Annotated in this window: 18 protein-coding genes and 2 pseudogenes; 4 read left to right on the top strand and 16 right to left on the bottom strand. The window is 39.4% G+C overall.

The genetic code is table 11. From position 1 onward, the window contains the following. Positions 1–210 (top strand): annotated as a pseudogene (locus EWZ81_RS05125) (glycosyltransferase family 10 domain-containing protein); the annotation flags it as partial. 8 nt (positions 211–218) lie between these two features. Here EWZ81_RS05125 and EWZ81_RS05120 read toward each other — a convergent pair. The 12 genes and pseudogenes from EWZ81_RS05120 to EWZ81_RS05065 form a co-directional block, all read right to left on the bottom strand. Continuing rightward, on the bottom strand, positions 219–809 hold the full coding sequence (locus EWZ81_RS05120; protein WP_165549239.1) for a uracil-DNA glycosylase family protein: 591 nt from the start codon (positions 807–809) through the stop codon (positions 219–221). A 44-nt stretch (positions 810–853) separates the two neighbouring features. Next, positions 854–2,260 (bottom strand): aspartate ammonia-lyase, encoded by a 1,407-nt coding sequence (aspA, locus tag EWZ81_RS05115; RefSeq protein ID WP_001217509.1) that lies wholly within the window; start codon positions 2,258–2,260, stop codon positions 854–856. Positions 2,261–2,317: 57 nt separating this feature from the next. Further along, complete coding sequence (gene murA / locus EWZ81_RS05110) at positions 2,318–3,586, bottom strand: UDP-N-acetylglucosamine 1-carboxyvinyltransferase (RefSeq protein WP_165549238.1); 1,269 nt, start codon at positions 3,584–3,586, stop codon at positions 2,318–2,320. Positions 3,587–3,588: 2 nt separating this feature from the next. Further along, positions 3,589–3,996, bottom strand: coding sequence for a hypothetical protein (locus EWZ81_RS05105; RefSeq protein ID WP_165549237.1), 408 nt, complete (start codon positions 3,994–3,996; stop codon positions 3,589–3,591). A gap of 11 nt (positions 3,997–4,007) precedes the next feature. Next, the gene (gene galU / locus EWZ81_RS05100; RefSeq protein ID WP_165549236.1) at positions 4,008–4,829 is read right to left on the bottom strand and encodes a UTP--glucose-1-phosphate uridylyltransferase GalU; all 822 of its coding nucleotides are present in this window, start codon (positions 4,827–4,829) and stop codon (positions 4,008–4,010) included. Further along, on the bottom strand, positions 4,826–6,508 hold the full coding sequence (locus EWZ81_RS05095) for a lytic transglycosylase domain-containing protein (RefSeq protein WP_165549235.1): 1,683 nt from the start codon (positions 6,506–6,508) through the stop codon (positions 4,826–4,828). Before EWZ81_RS05095 ends, galU begins: the two co-directional genes overlap by 4 nt. Positions 6,509–6,516: 8 nt before the next feature. Further along, positions 6,517–6,810 (bottom strand): YggT family protein, encoded by a 294-nt coding sequence (locus EWZ81_RS05090; protein WP_000577980.1) that lies wholly within the window; start codon positions 6,808–6,810, stop codon positions 6,517–6,519. Then, positions 6,807–8,126 (bottom strand): glutamate--tRNA ligase, encoded by a 1,320-nt coding sequence (gene gltX, locus EWZ81_RS05085; RefSeq protein WP_165549234.1) that lies wholly within the window; start codon positions 8,124–8,126, stop codon positions 6,807–6,809. Before gltX ends, EWZ81_RS05090 begins: the two co-directional genes overlap by 4 nt. Before the next feature lie 164 nt (positions 8,127–8,290). Continuing rightward, positions 8,291–8,943: pseudogene (frxA, locus tag EWZ81_RS05080) on the bottom strand (NAD(P)H-dependent flavin oxidoreductase FrxA). A gap of 1 nt (position 8,944) precedes the next feature. After that, the gene (locus tag EWZ81_RS05075) at positions 8,945–9,802 is read right to left on the bottom strand and encodes an NAD(P)-dependent oxidoreductase (protein WP_165549233.1); all 858 of its coding nucleotides are present in this window, start codon (positions 9,800–9,802) and stop codon (positions 8,945–8,947) included. Between the two features lie 14 nt (positions 9,803–9,816). After that, positions 9,817–10,320, bottom strand: a complete 504-nt coding sequence (locus EWZ81_RS08485; protein ID WP_165549232.1) for an SRPBCC family protein — start codon at positions 10,318–10,320, stop codon at positions 9,817–9,819. Positions 10,321–10,333: 13 nt separating this feature from the next. Continuing rightward, positions 10,334–11,542, bottom strand: a complete 1,209-nt coding sequence (locus EWZ81_RS05065) for a tRNA nucleotidyltransferase/poly(A) polymerase-related protein (RefSeq protein ID WP_165549231.1) — start codon at positions 11,540–11,542, stop codon at positions 10,334–10,336. Positions 11,543–11,603: 61 nt separating this feature from the next. Here EWZ81_RS05065 and queC point away from each other — a divergent pair, with 61 nt between their 5' ends. Then, entirely contained in the window at positions 11,604–12,290 is a 687-nt protein-coding gene (queC, locus tag EWZ81_RS05060; protein WP_165549230.1) for a 7-cyano-7-deazaguanine synthase QueC, read from the top strand. A 68-nt stretch (positions 12,291–12,358) separates the two neighbouring features. On the opposite strand, the gene oipA is transcribed toward queC, so the two are convergent. Further along, the gene (gene oipA, locus EWZ81_RS05055) at positions 12,359–13,276 is read right to left on the bottom strand and encodes an outer inflammatory protein OipA (RefSeq protein ID WP_165549229.1); all 918 of its coding nucleotides are present in this window, start codon (positions 13,274–13,276) and stop codon (positions 12,359–12,361) included. A 180-nt stretch (positions 13,277–13,456) separates the two neighbouring features. Between oipA and EWZ81_RS05050 the strand changes: the two genes are divergently transcribed. Next, positions 13,457–13,909, top strand: coding sequence for a hypothetical protein (locus EWZ81_RS05050; protein WP_165528025.1), 453 nt, complete (start codon positions 13,457–13,459; stop codon positions 13,907–13,909). A 128-nt stretch (positions 13,910–14,037) separates the two neighbouring features. Continuing rightward, positions 14,038–14,433 carry a hypothetical protein gene (locus EWZ81_RS05045; RefSeq protein ID WP_165549228.1) on the top strand — a complete coding sequence of 132 codons (396 nt, stop codon included), beginning with the start codon at positions 14,038–14,040 and terminating at the stop codon, positions 14,431–14,433. A 4-nt stretch (positions 14,434–14,437) separates the two neighbouring features. On the opposite strand, the gene hydE is transcribed toward EWZ81_RS05045, so the two are convergent. Genes hydE through cybH form a run of 3 tightly spaced genes read right to left on the bottom strand, consistent with a single transcriptional unit; the run spans position 14,438 to position 17,185 of the window. Next, positions 14,438–15,976: a hydrogenase biosynthesis protein HydE gene (gene hydE / locus EWZ81_RS05040; RefSeq protein ID WP_165549227.1), complete on the bottom strand. Its 1,539-nt coding sequence runs from the start codon at positions 15,974–15,976 to the stop codon at positions 14,438–14,440. Position 15,977: 1 nt separating this feature from the next. Continuing rightward, complete coding sequence (gene hydD, locus EWZ81_RS05035; RefSeq protein ID WP_128061729.1) at positions 15,978–16,514, bottom strand: hydrogenase biosynthesis protein HydD; 537 nt, start codon at positions 16,512–16,514, stop codon at positions 15,978–15,980. Further along, positions 16,511–17,185, bottom strand: a complete 675-nt coding sequence (cybH, locus tag EWZ81_RS05030) for a Ni/Fe-hydrogenase, b-type cytochrome subunit (protein ID WP_165549226.1) — start codon at positions 17,183–17,185, stop codon at positions 16,511–16,513. Before cybH ends, hydD begins: the two co-directional genes overlap by 4 nt. Positions 17,186–17,188: the final 3 nt, after the last annotated feature.

Genomic DNA, 17,188 nt, shown 5'->3' with positions numbered 1-17,188 from the left:
CATTTGAGAGCCGATTATAATCATTTGAGAGCCGATTATAATCATTTGAGAGCCGATTATAATAATTTGAGAGCCGATTACGATCGCCTGTTACAAAACGCTTCGCCTTTATTGGAACTCTCTCAAAACACCACTTTTAAAATCTATTACAAAGCTTATCAAAAATCCTTACCTTTGTTGCGTGCGGTGAGAAAGTGGATTAAAAAATAAGGCGTATTTTAAGACTGATTAAGGAATTGGAGCGCTATTTTGAAATGCGCTAACGCTTCTTTTTTGAGCGTGGGGTTTTTGAGCATGTCCTCTAAAGCATGGGTGCTTAAAAAATGTTTGGTTTTTAAAGACACGATGCGCCCAAAGGACTCTTCTTTAGAAAGGTTTAAAAGGCGTTTGGGCAAAATCTCGCCAAATACCACAATGACTTTTGAAGCGCTGTTGTCTAATTGCCAGATTAAATGGGGTAGGCATGCGTTGATTTCTTCTTCTAAATTAAGGCTGTTAGAGTCGCATTTAAGGAGCGATAAAATATTGCAATCTTTTAAGGGGTAGTTAAAAACCTTTTGGATAATGCTCTCTAACATGACCGCTTTTAAATTGTTTAAGAAATGTAATTGGCTATCCAGCATGGGGGTGAGCGTGATGAAAGCGAGCTTGGAATTGGGGTTAAAAAGCCCAATCACCGGTTTTGAATGTTGGTGGCGTTTGCACAGATTGCAATTTTCTATACCCTCATGAACTTGTTTGTTAAGGGGCTTATTTTGGGGCTTTGTAAGGCTGATATTGGTGTAAGTTTCGCCCAAAAGACGCTCCATATAAAGGGAGCGTAAAGTTTGAAGGCGTGAGTGTTGCAAAGCGTTCAGTCTTTATGTTTTTTGAAAGCGTGAGGGCTTAGCATGTTTTCTGGCTTGAAAATATCGTCCAGTTGCTCTTTGGTTAAGATTTTCTTTTCTAAAGCGATGTCATAGATAGAGCGATCGCTTTTTAAGGCTTCTTTGGCGATCATAGCGGATTTTTCATAGCCGATATGAGGGTTTAGCGCGGTAACAATGCCAATGCTGTTAAAGACATAATCGTGGCAAATCTTTTCATTAGCCGTGATGCCTTCCACGCACTTAGTCGTTAAAGTTTCAATCGCACGCCCTAAAATCACAAAGGAATGGAAAAGCTTGTAAGCGATAACCGGCTCAAACACATTGAGTTGTAATTGCCCTCCTTCTGCGGCTAACGCCACGCTCAAATCGTTCCCAATCACCGCAAAGCACACCTGATTGACCACTTCAGGGATCACCGGATTGACTTTACCGGGCATGATAGAGCTACCCGGCTGCATTTTAGGCAAATTGATTTCATTCAACCCGGCTCTAGGGCCTGAGCTGAGTAGCCTGAGATCGTTACAGACTTTAGAGAGTTTCACCGCAATACGCTTTAAAACCCCACTCACTTGCACATACGCCCCCGTGCTTTGAGTGGCTTCAATCAAGTTATTAGCCATGACAAAAGGGCGACCCGTTACTTCTTGGATTTTCTTTTCAATCAAACTGCGATAATCCGGGTGCGAATTGATCCCTGTGCCAATAGCCGTGCCGCCTAAATTAAGCTCTCTTACCCAATTCCTAGCGTCTAAAACCTGCTCAATATCCCTATCAACCATCAACGCATAAGTTTCAAACTCTTGCCCTAAAGTCATAGGCACAGCGTCTTGAAGTTGGGTGCGCCCCATTTTAATCACATGGGAAAATTCCTTAGCCTTTTGAGCGAAAGCGTCCCTTAAGGCTTTCATGGGAGCGACTAAATTACTCAAGCGCTCATAAATAGCGATTTTTAACGCGCTAGGATAGGCGTCATTAGTGGATTGAGAGCGGTTGACATGGTCGTTTGGGTGGCAAAATTGATACTCGCCCTTTTGATGCCCCATGTATTCTAAAGCCAAATTAGCAATCACTTCATTCATGTTCATGTTCGTGCTTGTGCCAGCCCCCCCTTGAATCATATCCACAATGAATTGATCATGGTATTTGCCATCAACCAACAAATCGCACGCATGGCAAATCGCAATTTTAAGCTTTTCATCAATCAAGCCTAATTGCGCGTTCGCTAAAGCGGCCGCTTTTTTGACTTGAGCAAAAGATTTGATAAAAACAGGATAACTGCAAAGCTTGTCGTTGGTGATGAAAAAATTTTCACTCGCTCTTAAAGTTTGGATTCCGTAATAAACCTCGTCGCTAATTTCCATTTGCCCAATGAAATCATGCTCAATACGCATAAAAGCTCCTTATGTAATAATTAAAAAATATTCTAGCTATTGTAACCAAATCTTGGATTATTTTTCTTTTAAACGCAACACTTTTGCCCCTAAAGCGTTGATTTTATCCTCCAATCTCTCATAACCCCTATCCAAGTGGTAAATCCTATGCACCCTACTCACGCCCTTAGCCACTAAAGCGGCTAAAATGAGAGCCGAAGAAGCCCTTAAATCGGTCGCCATCACATCGCTTCCGGTAAGCTCTGTGGATCCGCTAATGGTAGCGATATTGGTTTTTAGGCTGATATTAGCCCCCAAGCGTTGCAATTCGCTTGCATGCATGAAGCGGTTTTCAAAAAGCGTCTCTTCAATCACGCTCGTCCCCAAACACTGCGTGGCTAACGCCATGAATTGCGCTTGCATGTCTGTGGGAAAGCCCGGGTATTCTTTCGTGGTGATTTCAAAGGCTTGGCGTTTTTTGGCCGGATAAATTTCTATAGAATTTTCTTGAATGTCTAGCGAAAAACCAATTTCTATGAGCTTATCAGTGATCGCTTGAAGATGGTTAGGGATGATGCGATTGATTTTAAGCTGGCTGTTAGCGATAGCCCCCACGCATAAATAAGTGCCTGCTTCAATCCTATCGGGTATGATTTGAATGTCTTTTAAATTTAAAGCGTCATTTTCAACCCCTCTAATCTTTAACTCGCTGCTACCAACGCCCTCAATTTCTACCCCCCCACTCTGTAAAAACGCGCACAATTGAGCGATTTCTGGCTCTTTAGCGGCGTTAATGATGCGCGTGATCCCTTTAGCAAGACTGGCTGCCATGAGGGCGTTTTCTGTGCCTGTAACGCTGATTTTATCAAATAAAATATCATTCCCTTTCAAGCCTTTAGGGGCTTTTGCGTGGATATAGCCTTGCTCAATTTTGATTTCAGCCCCTAATTGTTGCATCGCTTTTAGGTGTAAATCCACAGGCCTTGCTCCTATAGCGCACCCACCGGGCAAACTCACTAAGCATTCTTTAAAACGCGCTAATAAAGGGCCTAAAACCAAAATGGAAGCGCGCATTTTACGCACCAAATCGTAAGTGGCTTCGGTGTGGTGCAAGGATTTGGCGCTGAGTTGGAGCGTGTGGGGGTTAAGCCATTCTAATTCTGCGCCTAAATTTTGCAACAATAACGCCATCGCCTTTATATCCACCACTTGGGGCAAAGATTTGATTTTGACTTCCTGTTGGCTTAAAAGCGTGGCGGCTAAAATGGGGAGTGCGGAGTTTTTCGCCCCTGAAATTTCTACCCCCCCTTTTAAAGGGACTTGTCCTACAATCTCTAAAAAATCCAATTCTATCCTTTTTCTTTTTTATTCTTAAGGGCTAAGCCGGTAGCGTTAGCGATTTTTTGTCGGTAATTAGGGTTAGCGTTTTCTAATTCTTGCCCAAAATTAATAGCGTCTTCTAATTCAAAAAATTCTGAAGCGACTAATTTTTGGATCGTTTCTAGCCACAGAGTTTCTTTATCTTTAGGGCAAATTTTAAAACGCTCATTGAAGCTGTTTTTAAGTTTTTCTAAAGCTGGTGCACTTTTAAGGTTTTTAACTTGTTCGCTCAAATCTTCTAAAGAGAGGTTTTTATTAGGAATATTTTGCTTTAAAGGGGGGCGAGAAAGCCTCCAAACAAACCCCCCTAAAAACACAGGGATCAAGCATACAAAGAGGATCAAATACATGTAAGCGTAATAAGTCAAATTGCCCATGTTGATAAGATTTATAAGCGTTTTTTATAATAAGCGTTACTCGCTTCAATATAGCCTTCCACGCTCCCGCAATCGTATCGTTTGCCTTTGAATTGGTAAGCGATGATCCGTTTTCTTTTGGCTTGAGTGAGTAAAGCGTCTGTGATTTGGATTTCATTGTTTTTACCCGGTTTGGTCTCACGCAAAATATCAAAAATATCTGGGGTTAAAATGTAGCGCCCAATGACGGCCAGATTGCTTGGGGCGTCTTCTTGGCTTGGTTTTTCTACCATGTCTTTAATCTCATACACCCCATCTTCTAACCATTCGCCCCTAATTACGCCGTATTTTGAAACTTCTTCTAACGCCACTTCTTCAATGGCTACAATGGAGCATTGGTATTTTTGATACAATGAAGTCATTTGCTTTAACACGCTAGGATGATCATGGCTTATGCATAAGTCGTCGGCTAAAATCACTGCAAAAGGCTCATTGCCTATGAGGGCTTCTCCGGTTAAAATCGCATGCCCTAAGCCTTTCATTTGCTTTTGGCGCACATAGGAAAAACAGCATTTCTCTATAATGTTACGAATACTTTTTAGAGCGTTTTCTTTGTTAGTGCCTTGGATTTGATGCTCTATTTCATAGCTCGTGTCAAAATAATCTTCTAAGCTTCGTTTGTTTCTGCCTGTAACGATCGCCATCACTTCACAGCCCGCTTCCATCGCTTCTTCTACAGCGTATTGGATTAAAGGTTTATCCACAATGGGCAGCATTTCTTTAGGAATGGTTTTAGTGATCGGCAAAAAGCGCGTGCCATAGCCAGCGGCAGGAAAAAGGCATTTTTTAATCATGGTTTGTCCTTTGAGTTAAGAGTTTGTTCTAAAAATCCATCAATAGGGATGAAATTCCCAAAAATTTCTTGATAAATCAAGTAATTGAGCATGACCCTAAAGCCATACATGCGAGTCTCGCTATAAGGCATAAGCTCCATGCTAAGCCATGGCTCAAAATGATTTTTTTCTTTAAATCGTTTGGAGCTTTCTAACCACCTCCTTAAAAACCCAGGCCCAGCGTTGTAAGCGTAGGCGACAAAAAGGGGGTGGTTGAATTCTTTTTTCAAATGATTCAAGTAATAATTGCCAAGTTTGAGAGCGATGTTGGGGTTAAACATATCGTTTAGATCAATGTTATCCATGCCAAGGCGTTTAGCGAAAGGCCCTACATTAAAGGGCATGATTTGCATAAGCCCCAGAGCGAACGAGCGCGAAATGACTGCCGGGAGCAAAAAGCTTTCTTGCCTAGCGATCGCATACGCCATAGCCCTTTCATCAACATTTTGCCATTCAATAATGCCTTCATAAGGGGATAAATAATAATAAATCTTGTCTTTATTGCGTTGGCTTAAAAGATAGGTCAATTCAGGGGCGCTTTTTTCATAATACAGGCTTTTTAGCATCGCATTAAATGCGCTCTCATCTTTCAAACTCAAGGTTTTTTCCTTAAAAATTTGCCACGAAAAAGGGTCATAAGTGTTAAAAGGAGGGTCTTCTTGACTTAAATTCTGGATGTGAGAAATGATGCGGTAACTGGGCGTGGTCTGGAGTTTACGGCTCGCATAAAGACTATAGAGGTTTAGGGCAGGGCTTTGTGAAAGGCGTTCCAAAGTTTTTTTCTTTTTAGAGACTAAATACTGCCAAAAAATCGCTCTGTCTTTTGAAAAATCATCGTCTTTAACCACCGCTTCTGATCGTTCAAAATACTTGAACGCTTTAGAGGGTTTTTTGTGCAAGATTTCGTTAATCCCTAGGATAAAAAAGGTTTGCGCGTTGTTTTGGGTGGCGTTACTTTTAGCGAGAGCGTCTTTAAAATGATCCAATTTAGGATCTAAGATGACTTGATAGATCAAGCGATTAAACGCCGGGTAATCTTCATCTAAAAGGCGGTTTAACTCTTTAATCGGAATATGCTTTTCAAAAATTTGGAGCTTTTTTTCATAACTCAAATGGTTAAAGAGCGCGCTAAACACTTGCGCGTTAGCCTTAAACAAAGAAGCGCTCACGTTCTTACTTTGCAAGATTTCTAATTCTTCATAAAGAACGGGGTAAGCCTCTTTGATTTTTTCTTGTAAAGGTTTAAAGGTTTGAAGGGGGATTTTATCAAAATCTCTGATTTTTGATTTCAAAGCGATAGCGATACAACTCGCTTGGAAAGCGTCTGTTGTTTCTAACATGCTTTCTAAGGTAATTTGCTTGCAATAAATATCTTCAGGCATTTTAACATCAGGGCTTTTTTCTGAATTGTCTGAGCCTTTTTCTTGCATGGCTTTTTGTAGGGTGCTGTTTTTATTTTGGGTCAATTCATAGGCTTTTTTAGCGTTTTCTAAACTCGTTTTTTTATCGCTAATATAACGCCACAAATAATAATCCCTAACAATCCCGGCGGGCTTTTTTTCTAAATCCTTTAAATCCAACTCGGTTTGAGAAAAACCAACGCCAAGCACACCGATAAAAAATAACATCAAAAAACGCATGATTTTCTTTAGAGGCTTTTGGCGAGTGCAAAAAGCCATTGGATGAGGGTTAAATCTAAAAATTTCAACACAATGACCACCACTAAAGGAGCGAAATCCAACCCGTTAAACACCAGCTTGAATCTAGAGCGTAAAAAATAAAACACCGGCTCACACAAACGAGCGAGGATTTGCATGATGGGGTTATTAGGGTTAGGCTGCACGAAGCTGATAAGCGAATAAATGATCACTACCCACATGTAAATCGTAATGAGCGAGCTTAAAATCACCGCTACTGCGTTAAGGAGAGTGGAAAATATCATGCTTTTAGCCTTAAAACTTCTTGAGAATGGCTTTGGATATAGGGGAAGATCAACGGCAATTCAACGCCATGCGAATTCCCGGTTAAAAGAATGCGCAAAGGTTTGAAAAAATCCTTACCCTTAAGCTGACTCAATCGCATGGCTTCTTTTTTAAAGCTTTCAAAATCCTTATACGCTTGAAAATCCATGCTTTTTAGGGCGTTAAAAAGCGCTAAACAACGCTCTTTAAAATCTTCGTTCTCGTAAGTTTTAACAATATCCTTTGGCTCTAAAAACAACGAAATTTTTTCTTTCAATTCTAAAAGCGTGCCGCATTCTTCTACAAACAATCTTAAAAGCCCTAAGAGGTTTTTATCTTTTATTGAAGTGAGTTCTAATAACTTTTCATCGTCTAAAAGCTTTAAATGCTCGTGGTTTAAGTGTTTTAAATATTTCAAATTAAAATGGGCCGGGGAATTAGAAAGATTTTCTAAACTAAACCATTCTATCGCTTCATCAAGGCTAAAAACTTCCTTAGGCACTTTATTACCGATAGTGATGAGGTAATTCGCAATCGCAACCGGCAAAAACCCTTGATTCAAAAGCCATTTCACGCTGGACGCTTCGTCTCTTTTGCTCATTTTTTTACCGCTTGTTTCATCTAAAATAATGGGCAAATGTGCATAAACAATCGGATCGTTTGAGCCTAAAGCTTGCTGGATTAAGATTTGTTTGGGGGTGTTGCTCACATGATCTTCGCCTCTAATGATCAGACTGATTTCATAGAGCAAATCATCGCATGCGCAAGCGAAATTATAAGTAGGGCTTTTATCCTTTCTCAAAAGCACAAAAGAATCCAATTCATCAGGCTCAAATTTCACTTCTTTTTTAATCGTATCATTGAAAGACACCACATGATTTGGGGCTTTTAAACGCACCACAGGGGCATGGTTTTTGTCTTTTTCTAAAGTGGCCCACTCGTCTAAATACCTAAAAGGGCGTTTTTCATTCTTGGCTTTTTCTTTTTCTCTTTCTAAAAACTCCGCGCTCGCATAACAATAAAACGCTTTATTTTCTTTCAGTAATTTTTCTGCCATTCTTTTGTGGTAATCTATGTTATGGCTTTGATACACGAGCTTGTCCCAACTTATCCCCATAAGCTTTAAAATTTCTAAAATTTCCTGGTCTTTGCCTTCAATGTTGCGCTCTTTGTCCGTGTCTTCAATGCGAATGAGAAAGGGTTTGTGTTGCTGTTTGGCCACAATGTAATTGAAAATGGCTGCCCTTAAATTCCCTATGTGCATATCCCCTGTAGGCGAAGGCGCAAAACGAAGCATAAAAACCCTTTATTTAAAAATAGTTTTTGATTATACCTAAAGAATACTTAATTATATTGTGGTAGTTCTGTTTTTATAAACATGAATAGGCATTATTTAAGAGATTAGCGCTTGGCTAACGCCAAGCTTTTTATGATTGATTATCAAAAAGCTAAAAGCGTTTTTTATTCAATCACTTCATAAATAACTTCTGTCTTCCAGCGGGTTTTAGGGGTGATTTCTTGGTTACGATAACCAAAACAAGCCATTACCGACACGCCAAATTCTGCCGTGTTCAGATAGCCTTTTTCCTCTAAATAAGCCTCCACTTTTTCTTGATCATACCCTTCAATCGGGCAAGAATCAATCCCTAACATGGCCTCTGCCATCATCATGTTCGCCATTTGGATATAAGTCTGCTTGCTAGCCCAATCAAACAAAGATCGTTCGCTATTGAGTTTCATATCGTTCTCTTGGAAATTTTTGAATATTTGAGCGAACCTGGAATTGGTGTCATAATCCCTTTTTTTAACCTCATGCATCACTTTCTTAACATAATCGCTGTCATAAGTAACGCCTTTTCGTGCAAGATAAATGACAAAATGGCTCGCTCCCTCTAAACCAAAAAGCGCCCCCAGGCCATCGGTTTTAAATCTTCTTTCATGCGTTCATTTTTCAATAAAAGCATTTTCCATGGTTCAAGCCCGATTGAAGAAGGGGCTAACCTCCCCACTTCAACTAAAGCTTCCCAATCCTTTTGGGAAATACGACGATTAGGATCGTATTTTTTTGCAGCAAATCGTTGGTGCTGTAAAGCAACCACTTGTTCTCTGTCCATTTTAATGATCTCCTTTTTCTAAATAATGATAAACGGCTGCCATATCCATTTCGCCTAAACCGGATTTTTCCGCTTGAGAATAAAGTTCTTGCGCCTTGGATAAGAATGGTAATTCAATCGCCTCTCCTGCTTCATTGTTGGCTAAACGAATGTCTTTGAGCATGAGCTTCAAACTGAAAGCGGCCGGATAATTATCTTGCAACCACATGCCTTTTTTAGCTTGAAAGAGAGACGAATTCATGCCAGATTGGCCAATAATTTGCAAAAATGACTCTGCATCAACCCCTAAATGTTTGGCTAATAGCAAAGCTTCTGAATAAGCAACCCCCATTTGAGCCAAAAGGCTATTAATGGATAGTTTAGCTCCTGTCCCTTGACCAATCTTACCCAAATAAAAGGTTTGACTCCCCAAATGCGCCAAAACAGGTTTGAGTTGAGTGATCACTTCTTTTTCACCTGCCGCTAAAATCAATAACGCCCCGGCTTTGGCTGTGCCAACCGATCCTGAAACGGGTGCTTCAAGGTAAGTTACTTGATGCTTTTGAGCGGTTTTTTCTAAAGATAAGCTCTCCAAAGGGGCGATAGTACTCATATTCACCACGATTTTTTCAGACATCTGTTCCCAAAATTTTGGTGCTAAAACGGCATCAATCGCCGTTTTATCCGAAAGCATGATAAAAACCAAATCAACTTTATCGGCTAAATCTATGGGGCTAGTATAAACCGCTACGCCTTTTTCCTTTAAAGGGGCTGCTTTGCTCTCTGTTCGGTTATAAACCGACACTTCTAAATTTGCATCGTGCAAACGAGTCGCCATAGGAGTCCCCATAGCCCCTAATCCAATCCATCCGATTTTCATCCAATCCTCACTTATTAGCGTGAATACGCCACTAAGCCATCTAACCAAGCTTGATGGCCGTTTAACATCGCATTAGGCACAGATTTCGCTAAAGCTTTAGCAGGGACTCCTGATTGGCTTTCTTGGGTTAAAATACGCACACGATCATTATCTAATTTTTCAACTAGCCATGCGTGATACACTTCAAGATACTCATCACCTTTAGCTTCATTCCAACCTCTCCAAGCCAAACGCAAAATAGCGTCTTTCAATTCAAACTCTTCCACTTCTGCTTCCACCAAAAAGCCAAAAGTTTCAAAGCGGAAACGAGTCTTGTCTTTAAGAATGGTATTGTCTTGATTATGCATGTGGACATTCCCTGAATTTTTGTAATACTTTTCCCAACAAGACGCATCTCTTAAGTGTTGCACCACTTTATTAAAATCCAAACCTTTGACAATGACTTCATTGGACACAAAATTATCAGTCTCTCCTGGAATCCATTTTTCAGGCCATTGAATCGCATTCATCGTTATCATGTTTTCTCTGTTTTTAATTTCTTCTGCCTATTGGCGAAAGATTTATAGCATCATTAGGTAAATAATGACCCTTAACCCATTCAATCAGCCATTCTAAAGCGTTATTTTTAGGGTTAGCGATGACTAAATCTAAGCATGCGTTTAAAATTTCGCCGATTTTTTGATGCTGGTAACCCAAGCTTTGAAGCGTGCCGCCCTTAAGGGCCAAGTGTTCTTTTTTAAAAGGCTCGTTAGAATCAAAGATTTCTTTTAACAAGCCTTTGATTTTTAAAGCGTGTTTGGGGTTTTCTAGTGCATAAAAATCTAAAGCCAAATTAAAAGGCTCTAAATCGTAGTCTTTCAATAAAAACTTTAACTCTGTTTTGCTATGAATATTTGAAAAAGCTTTATGGCATTCTTTAGCTTGAGCGAATAAAACACAAGTTTTTTTAGGGTATCGTAGATTTTCTAAACTTTTTTGATGCTTAAAAAACCCTAACAATCTTAATTCCAAATTCAAAGGCACGTTTTTTAAAAACCCTAAATTTTCTATTTTTTCTTGAATAACCAACTCCAAAATTTCTTGATATTCTTTAGCCACTTCATAGGCGTTTTTCCCCATAAGAAGCTTATTCAACTCGCTTTGTAAGCGTTCTTTGGAGAGGTGTTTTAACAAATCCTTACACGCAAAAACCGCTTCTTTAGTGCTTGGCGCTATCTTAAAGCCTAAAGTTGCGCTAAATCGCAACGCTCTTAAAATCCTTAAAGTGTCTTCAAAAAACCTTAATCGCGCTCCCCCCACGCATCCAATTATTTGATTTTCAATCGCATTCTGCCCTTTAAAAGGATCAATCAGCCCTTTTGTAGGGCTATAAGCGATTGCGTTCATGCTAAAATCGCGCCGCTTTAAATCGTCTGTTAAATGAGCGCTAAAAACCAATTCTTTAGGCTTTCGGTGCTTGATATGCCCCTTTTCCATTCTAAAGGTTGTGATTTCATAGCTTTGATGGTTTTTAAGAGCCGTGATCGTGCCATGTTTGATACCGGTTTCTAGCACCCTAAAATGGCGCTTTAAAAGAAGCTCTTTACTCTCACTCACCAAAGCGTTTGAGGTTAAATCGTAATCTTTTGGGGTAATGCCCATCAAACAATCGCGCACGCACCCCCCTACCAAGTAAAGCTCATAAGGGGATTTTTCATAAATTTCAAACAATTCTTTTAATCCTTCTTCTAACTCAAACACGCTTTTACTCTTAAAACTTCTTTGTGTTATTATATCTTTTTAGAATTTTTAAGGAATTTTGATGGAACAAGAAATTTGCGTGATCGGTTTTAGCGGCGGGCAAGACAGCACCACTTTGGCTGTATGGGCGAAAAAGCGTTTTAAAAAAGTCTGTTTAGTGGGGTTTGATTATGCGCAAAAACACTCTGTGGAATTAGAATGCGCTCAAAAAATCGCTTCTCTTTTACAACTCCCTTATGAAATCATCCCATTAGATTTTTTAGAGAATATCACCCGCTCCGCGCTTTTTAAAAACTCTAACGATTTAATGGGGCATTCGCATGCACAAAATAAAGATTTACCCAACTCTTTTGTGCCTAATCGTAACGCTATTTTTATCACCCTTTTGCATTCTTACGCGCAAAAACTAGGGGCTAGTAACATCGCTTTAGGGGTTTCACAAGCGGATTTTAGCGGCTATCCGGATTGTAAAGAAGATTTTATTAAAAGCATCGAGCATGCCCTAAATTTAGGCTCAAACACGGCGATTAAAATCGTAACGCCTTTAATGTTTTTAAATAAAGCGCAAGAATTTCAAATGGCTAAAGATTTAGGGGCTTTAGATCTAATCATCAAAGAAACGCACACCTGCTACCAAGGAGAGCGAAAGATTTTGCATGCTTATGGCTATGGCTGCGATAAATGCCCGGCATGCCAACTGAGAAAAAAAGGCTTTGAAGAGTTTCAAGCTAAGGCTTTGTTTCAATAAAGCGTTGGTAAAAATACTCAAAAGCGTTTTTTAAGACAAACAATCAAAGAGCGATAAAAAGCACATTTTTAATGTTTGCGTCTAAAAGTATATGTATAGTTAAGATAAACGCTCACCACTCTTTTATAATCCAATTTATCCCCGTAATCATCGCTATAGTAATTGACTTTAAAAGCTGGCACTTTAACCCCTAATTCAACACTAGAACCTCCAAGATAGTTTTCATCGCCATAGCGATCAATATCGTATTCATCATTATTCCAACGAACGCCAAATTTTCCTTGCAACTGAAAAATCGTGCGGCTCTTGACTTGATTGAAAGGGGTGAGATTGTTGCTTGCAAACCAAGTGCTACCCCCTAGTTCCATGCCAATCACAAGCCCTGAAGATTTTCTAAATACATGCCTTGATGCTTTTTTTAATGTATTAGCGTCTAGCGTTCTGCCGGTCATATCTTTGTAAAATATAGAGAGCCCTTTTACCCTTCGTTCAACATATTTTTGGGACGCTCGCTTATCGTTAGTCCAATTAATGAGCAAATCCGTATTGAAACCATAGGGTAAAAAAGCTATTAAACCGCTGCCAGGAACAGAACCAACGCCACCAAGTTGGTAACCGAAAAAAAGAGAGTGCCTAAACCCTATAATCCTTTTTTTGCCCAAAAAATATTTATACCCCAAGCTGAGTTCATTGAAAATACCGCCAGACCCGCCATTTCCTGCGAATCGGTTAGCGATTTTGTTTGAATCTTTCACTGCATTTAAGGCGCTTTCTGCATCTCTTATGGCTTTTGTGTTAGGGAATAATGAATTTTTTGCGTTATTGATCGCTTGATTTAAGGCGTTTTCTGCTGAAGCTTTTTCGCCGATGCTACCTTGTCCTTGAATATAGCTTCCTTCTGCAAAATTTAAACCTAAATAAAATCCGTTCCTTTCAGCGTGGAGCCAAAACGAGAGAGAGAGAGTTAGTAAGAGGGCTTTTTTCATGGTTTTTCTTTGGTTTAAGATTTGATATTATTGCTAGGTATTTTATCATAAAATAAGATTTTAGTATGGGGTTTTAATGAAAAACAAAGTTAAAATGAAATAACCCTAAAAACCACCGCTTAACCAACATTAAATCAAAAACATGTTAATCTTTAGTTATTTTAAAATTTAGGAAAACCCATGCATCAAAACAATAAAACTTTTTTACCCAACCAATCCGCTCATCTTTCTAAAGTCGTTCTTTTTTTAAACACCGGTCTTTTAGCCTATCTGTTAAGCGCTTGTGGGGCGAATGTGCCTATAGAAGAAGTGCTGGTTAAAGATCCTAAAGAAACCAAAGCCCAAGAAGTCGCCAGAGAAGAAAAAGCCATCCAGCAAGAAAACGCCACTATTGATGCACGCACCACGCCTTTAATCAATCGTTTCACTAATTATAACGCTTATGGCTCTTTAAACGGCTTTTACAATTCAGTGGATAACCTCAATTCGCCCATGCAAAACGGGATGTATGGAGGCTATTACATGCCTTATTATTACATGCCCTATGGTTTCATGCCTTATGGGTCAGGTCTCATGCCTTATGGGCCTTATGGGTATGGAGCGCCTGGATACTTCCCTTACGCTTTTTATTGATTGAGCGGCTTTAGAAAGCGTGGTGGTGTTGGCGTTTTTACTCAAACACGCTTGTGTTTTCTAATGGTTATTTCTAACATGCTAGGGTGGTGTGATAGAAAAAGACTATATTAAGAGGAGATATTCTTATGCGTATAGTTAGAAATTTATTTTTTGTATCGCTTATGGCTTATAGTAGTGCGTTCGCAACAGATTTAGAAACCGAAACCAAAAACGACAAAAAGAGCGGTAAAAAGTTTTACAAACTCCATAAAAACCATAAAAACGACAAAAAGCTTTATGATTTCACTAAAAATAGCGCTTTAGAAGGCATAGATTTAGAAAAAAGCCCTAACCTTAAAAGCCATAAAAAAAGCGACAAAAAACTTTACAAACAACTCGCTAAAAATAACATCGCCGAAGGGGTGAGCGTGCCGATTGTTAATTTCAATAAAGCTCTGTCTTTTGGGCCTTATTTTGAAAGGACTAAAAGCAAAAAAACCCAATACATGGACGGCGGGTTGATGATGCACATCCGCTTTTAAGCCCTTATTCATAATCCAAAAACTCATGCGTTTTAAGAGCGAGGGTTTTAGGGAAATACCGCACAAACAAATCCAAAAACACTTTTTCGCCAAAGAAATCCCCAGCGATCGTTACTTCTTGAACGCTAAAATTTTGCGCGTTATCCCAAATGAAATTCCCTAAAAACTCCGCTAAAGAATCCAAAATCCCCAAACTCAAAATTTCATTTTCCACGCCCGCGAGCCTGAAACTCATCGCGCTGTGCATGATCTTTGAAAAATTTAAAGCCATTTTGAAAGAATTGTCTTTAAGGATTTTATAATCAATCCTAGGGCCTTTAGGGCGTAAGCATTCTTTAGCCAAAGAAATAACGCTCTGCGTGCAAAAATCCTCGCTATAACCCAAAACAAACCCTAAAATGCGAAAAAAATCCAATAAATTCGCACCCCCTAGATTGTATTGAGAAAGCTCTACAATGCGCGCGTAAAAATCAGGGAATTTAGCCGCGTAGTTTTGTAGCATTCTGGAGGCTTTTTCATCTTGTTTGAGGAGGTTAAATATTTGATTGAAATCAAATTTAACGCTTAAAAGCGTTTTTAAAGAACCATTAGCATGCAATAACAACCTTGTAGGGCGCTTGAAACTAAAATACAACACAATAGAATTGGGGGTTGTGCTTAAAAACTCTAATTCATCTTTAAAGGGAAGGGTTGAAAGATGGTTTTCTAGCACGAATTTTTTAGTGGGCGTGATCAAGCGTTTAGGGGTTTTAAAAAGCGCTTCATAATGTAACAGCGCTTCACAAGAATGGCTTTCATGCATAAAGACAAATTCTATCCCCTCATCTTGTAAAATACGGCACAATAAATTCAATATGGGGTCAAAGGGTAGTTGGGCTATGATTTCATCGTTTTTAAAAGTGTCCTTAAACACGCTTTTTAAAGAGGCTTTGATAGAGGGTTTTTCCAAACTGGCTAAATATTTAGCGTCCTCTAAAGGCAATTTAGTGCAGCTCAAAACGCTAGAAAGATCGCTAAAAATAACGCTTGGAGAGAGCTTTTTTAAAGAAAGGGATAATGCCCCCCTAGAAGTGAAAATAGGGGTAAAATCCTGTGTTTTGAGCATGCCTTTTAATTGGGTTAAGCAATCTATAAGCTCTTTAGGGCTATGGATTATAGCCCCCTTAAAAGCGGCGTTTTTAACAAAACCCAACGCATTGGCATATAAAGATGAATTTTTGTCTAAAAAATCTTGATGCTCTTTAGCGTTCATAAAAAGGGGTTTTGAAAGGCTTGTTGTTTGGAAAAGATTTTCATCTAAAGGCTCTGTGATTTCCTTTAAAGACAAAAAGCTAAAATCTAAAGAAAAGGGTAAGATCTCGCTTAATTTTTGCGCGAATTCTAAAGTGGTTTCAGCGCTCGCTTGGAGGTAGAAAGAAGTGGTATTATCCTTATAAACGCTATAAAAACGTGCTTGCAAATTGCATGCCATTCGCTCTAAAAGGGGCGTAAAATTCAGGCTTGTTTCTTCATTAACGCATTTAAAAAGAAAAACAAACGCCAATTCAAAAACCCTTATAAGAAAGTTCAGCGATACACTCTAAAGCGATATGATCGGTGCGTTGCATTTTAACCCCCCATGCGTTGAGTCGGGTTTCTATGGCTTTTAAGGCTGTTTCTAAAGCGTTTAACATTTCGCTTGAAAGCTTGAAAGTGGTCTCGCTCCCTATCACAAAAGGCACAAGCCCCACGATAAAAGTTTTAGGCAAATCCCCTAAAAACTCCGTGAGCCTTAAAGTGTGTAGCATTTCCACTTCATGCGCGCTCCCAGCCCATGTGATTTCTTTAGGGGCGTCCTTAAAATCAAAAGCATAGACTGATCCTATCTCAACGCCTTTAGCGCTCACGCAGTCTAAAATCAAAACCTTTTCATACGAAGTGATTAAAGGAATGAGCTGTTGCGCCATAGTCCCCCCATCTATAATATCCACGCTAGGGAAAAAAGAAAAATTTCTTTTGAGATAGTGGGCTAGATGCACCCCAATGCCTTCATCGCCAAAAAGGATATTGCCAATGCCTAGAATTAGGATTTTTTGACTCATTCTTTGGTATAACCATAGCCATTAATCATAGAATCCGCCCCCGAACTTTCATACCTGATAGAATGGAAAAACACCATATAAACATGCACAGGGACAAACAAAATAAACCCCCAAGTCGCTAAGTGGTGGATAAAACGAACATTCGCTAACCCCCCACAAAGTGCTTCAAACCACTTAAAAGCGCTTCCTAAAAACGCTCCAAGCCCCGCATGATAGACATTATAATACAGCACCACCCCGCTCAAGCTCATCAACACTATCAAAACAACCAAAGTAGAATAAGCCACGAGTTGGATAGGGTTATACGCTCCTTTAGTGTGAGGCTTGCCGCTGATAAGAAAATACGCTTTCATCTGATCAATCCAGGCTTTTGGGCTTAAAAGTTGGCTAAAACTCCTGCGCTCCATCAAGCTTTCTTTAGTGAAAAAAAGATAGGTTCTAAAGATTAATGCGCTAATGAGCAAAAACCCAAACATGACATGAAAAGAGCGCACATAAGCTTGTAAAAGATACACCCCTTTATAAAAGCTGGAATTAGGCTGCAAAAAAGGGTAAGCGATGTAAAACCCTGTAGCGATTAAAGAAAAAATACTCAAAGCCCTAACCCAATGGAAAAAGCGCACAAAACCTGAATATTCTTTGTGTAAAACGACCTTATTCATTTTATCCATGCG

The sequence above is a fragment of the Helicobacter pylori genome (assembly GCF_011140715.1).
In the GTDB taxonomy this organism is placed as follows: Bacteria; Campylobacterota; Campylobacteria; order Campylobacterales; family Helicobacteraceae; genus Helicobacter; species Helicobacter pylori_DA.
This window is presented reverse-complemented; position numbering and strand designations above follow the sequence as displayed.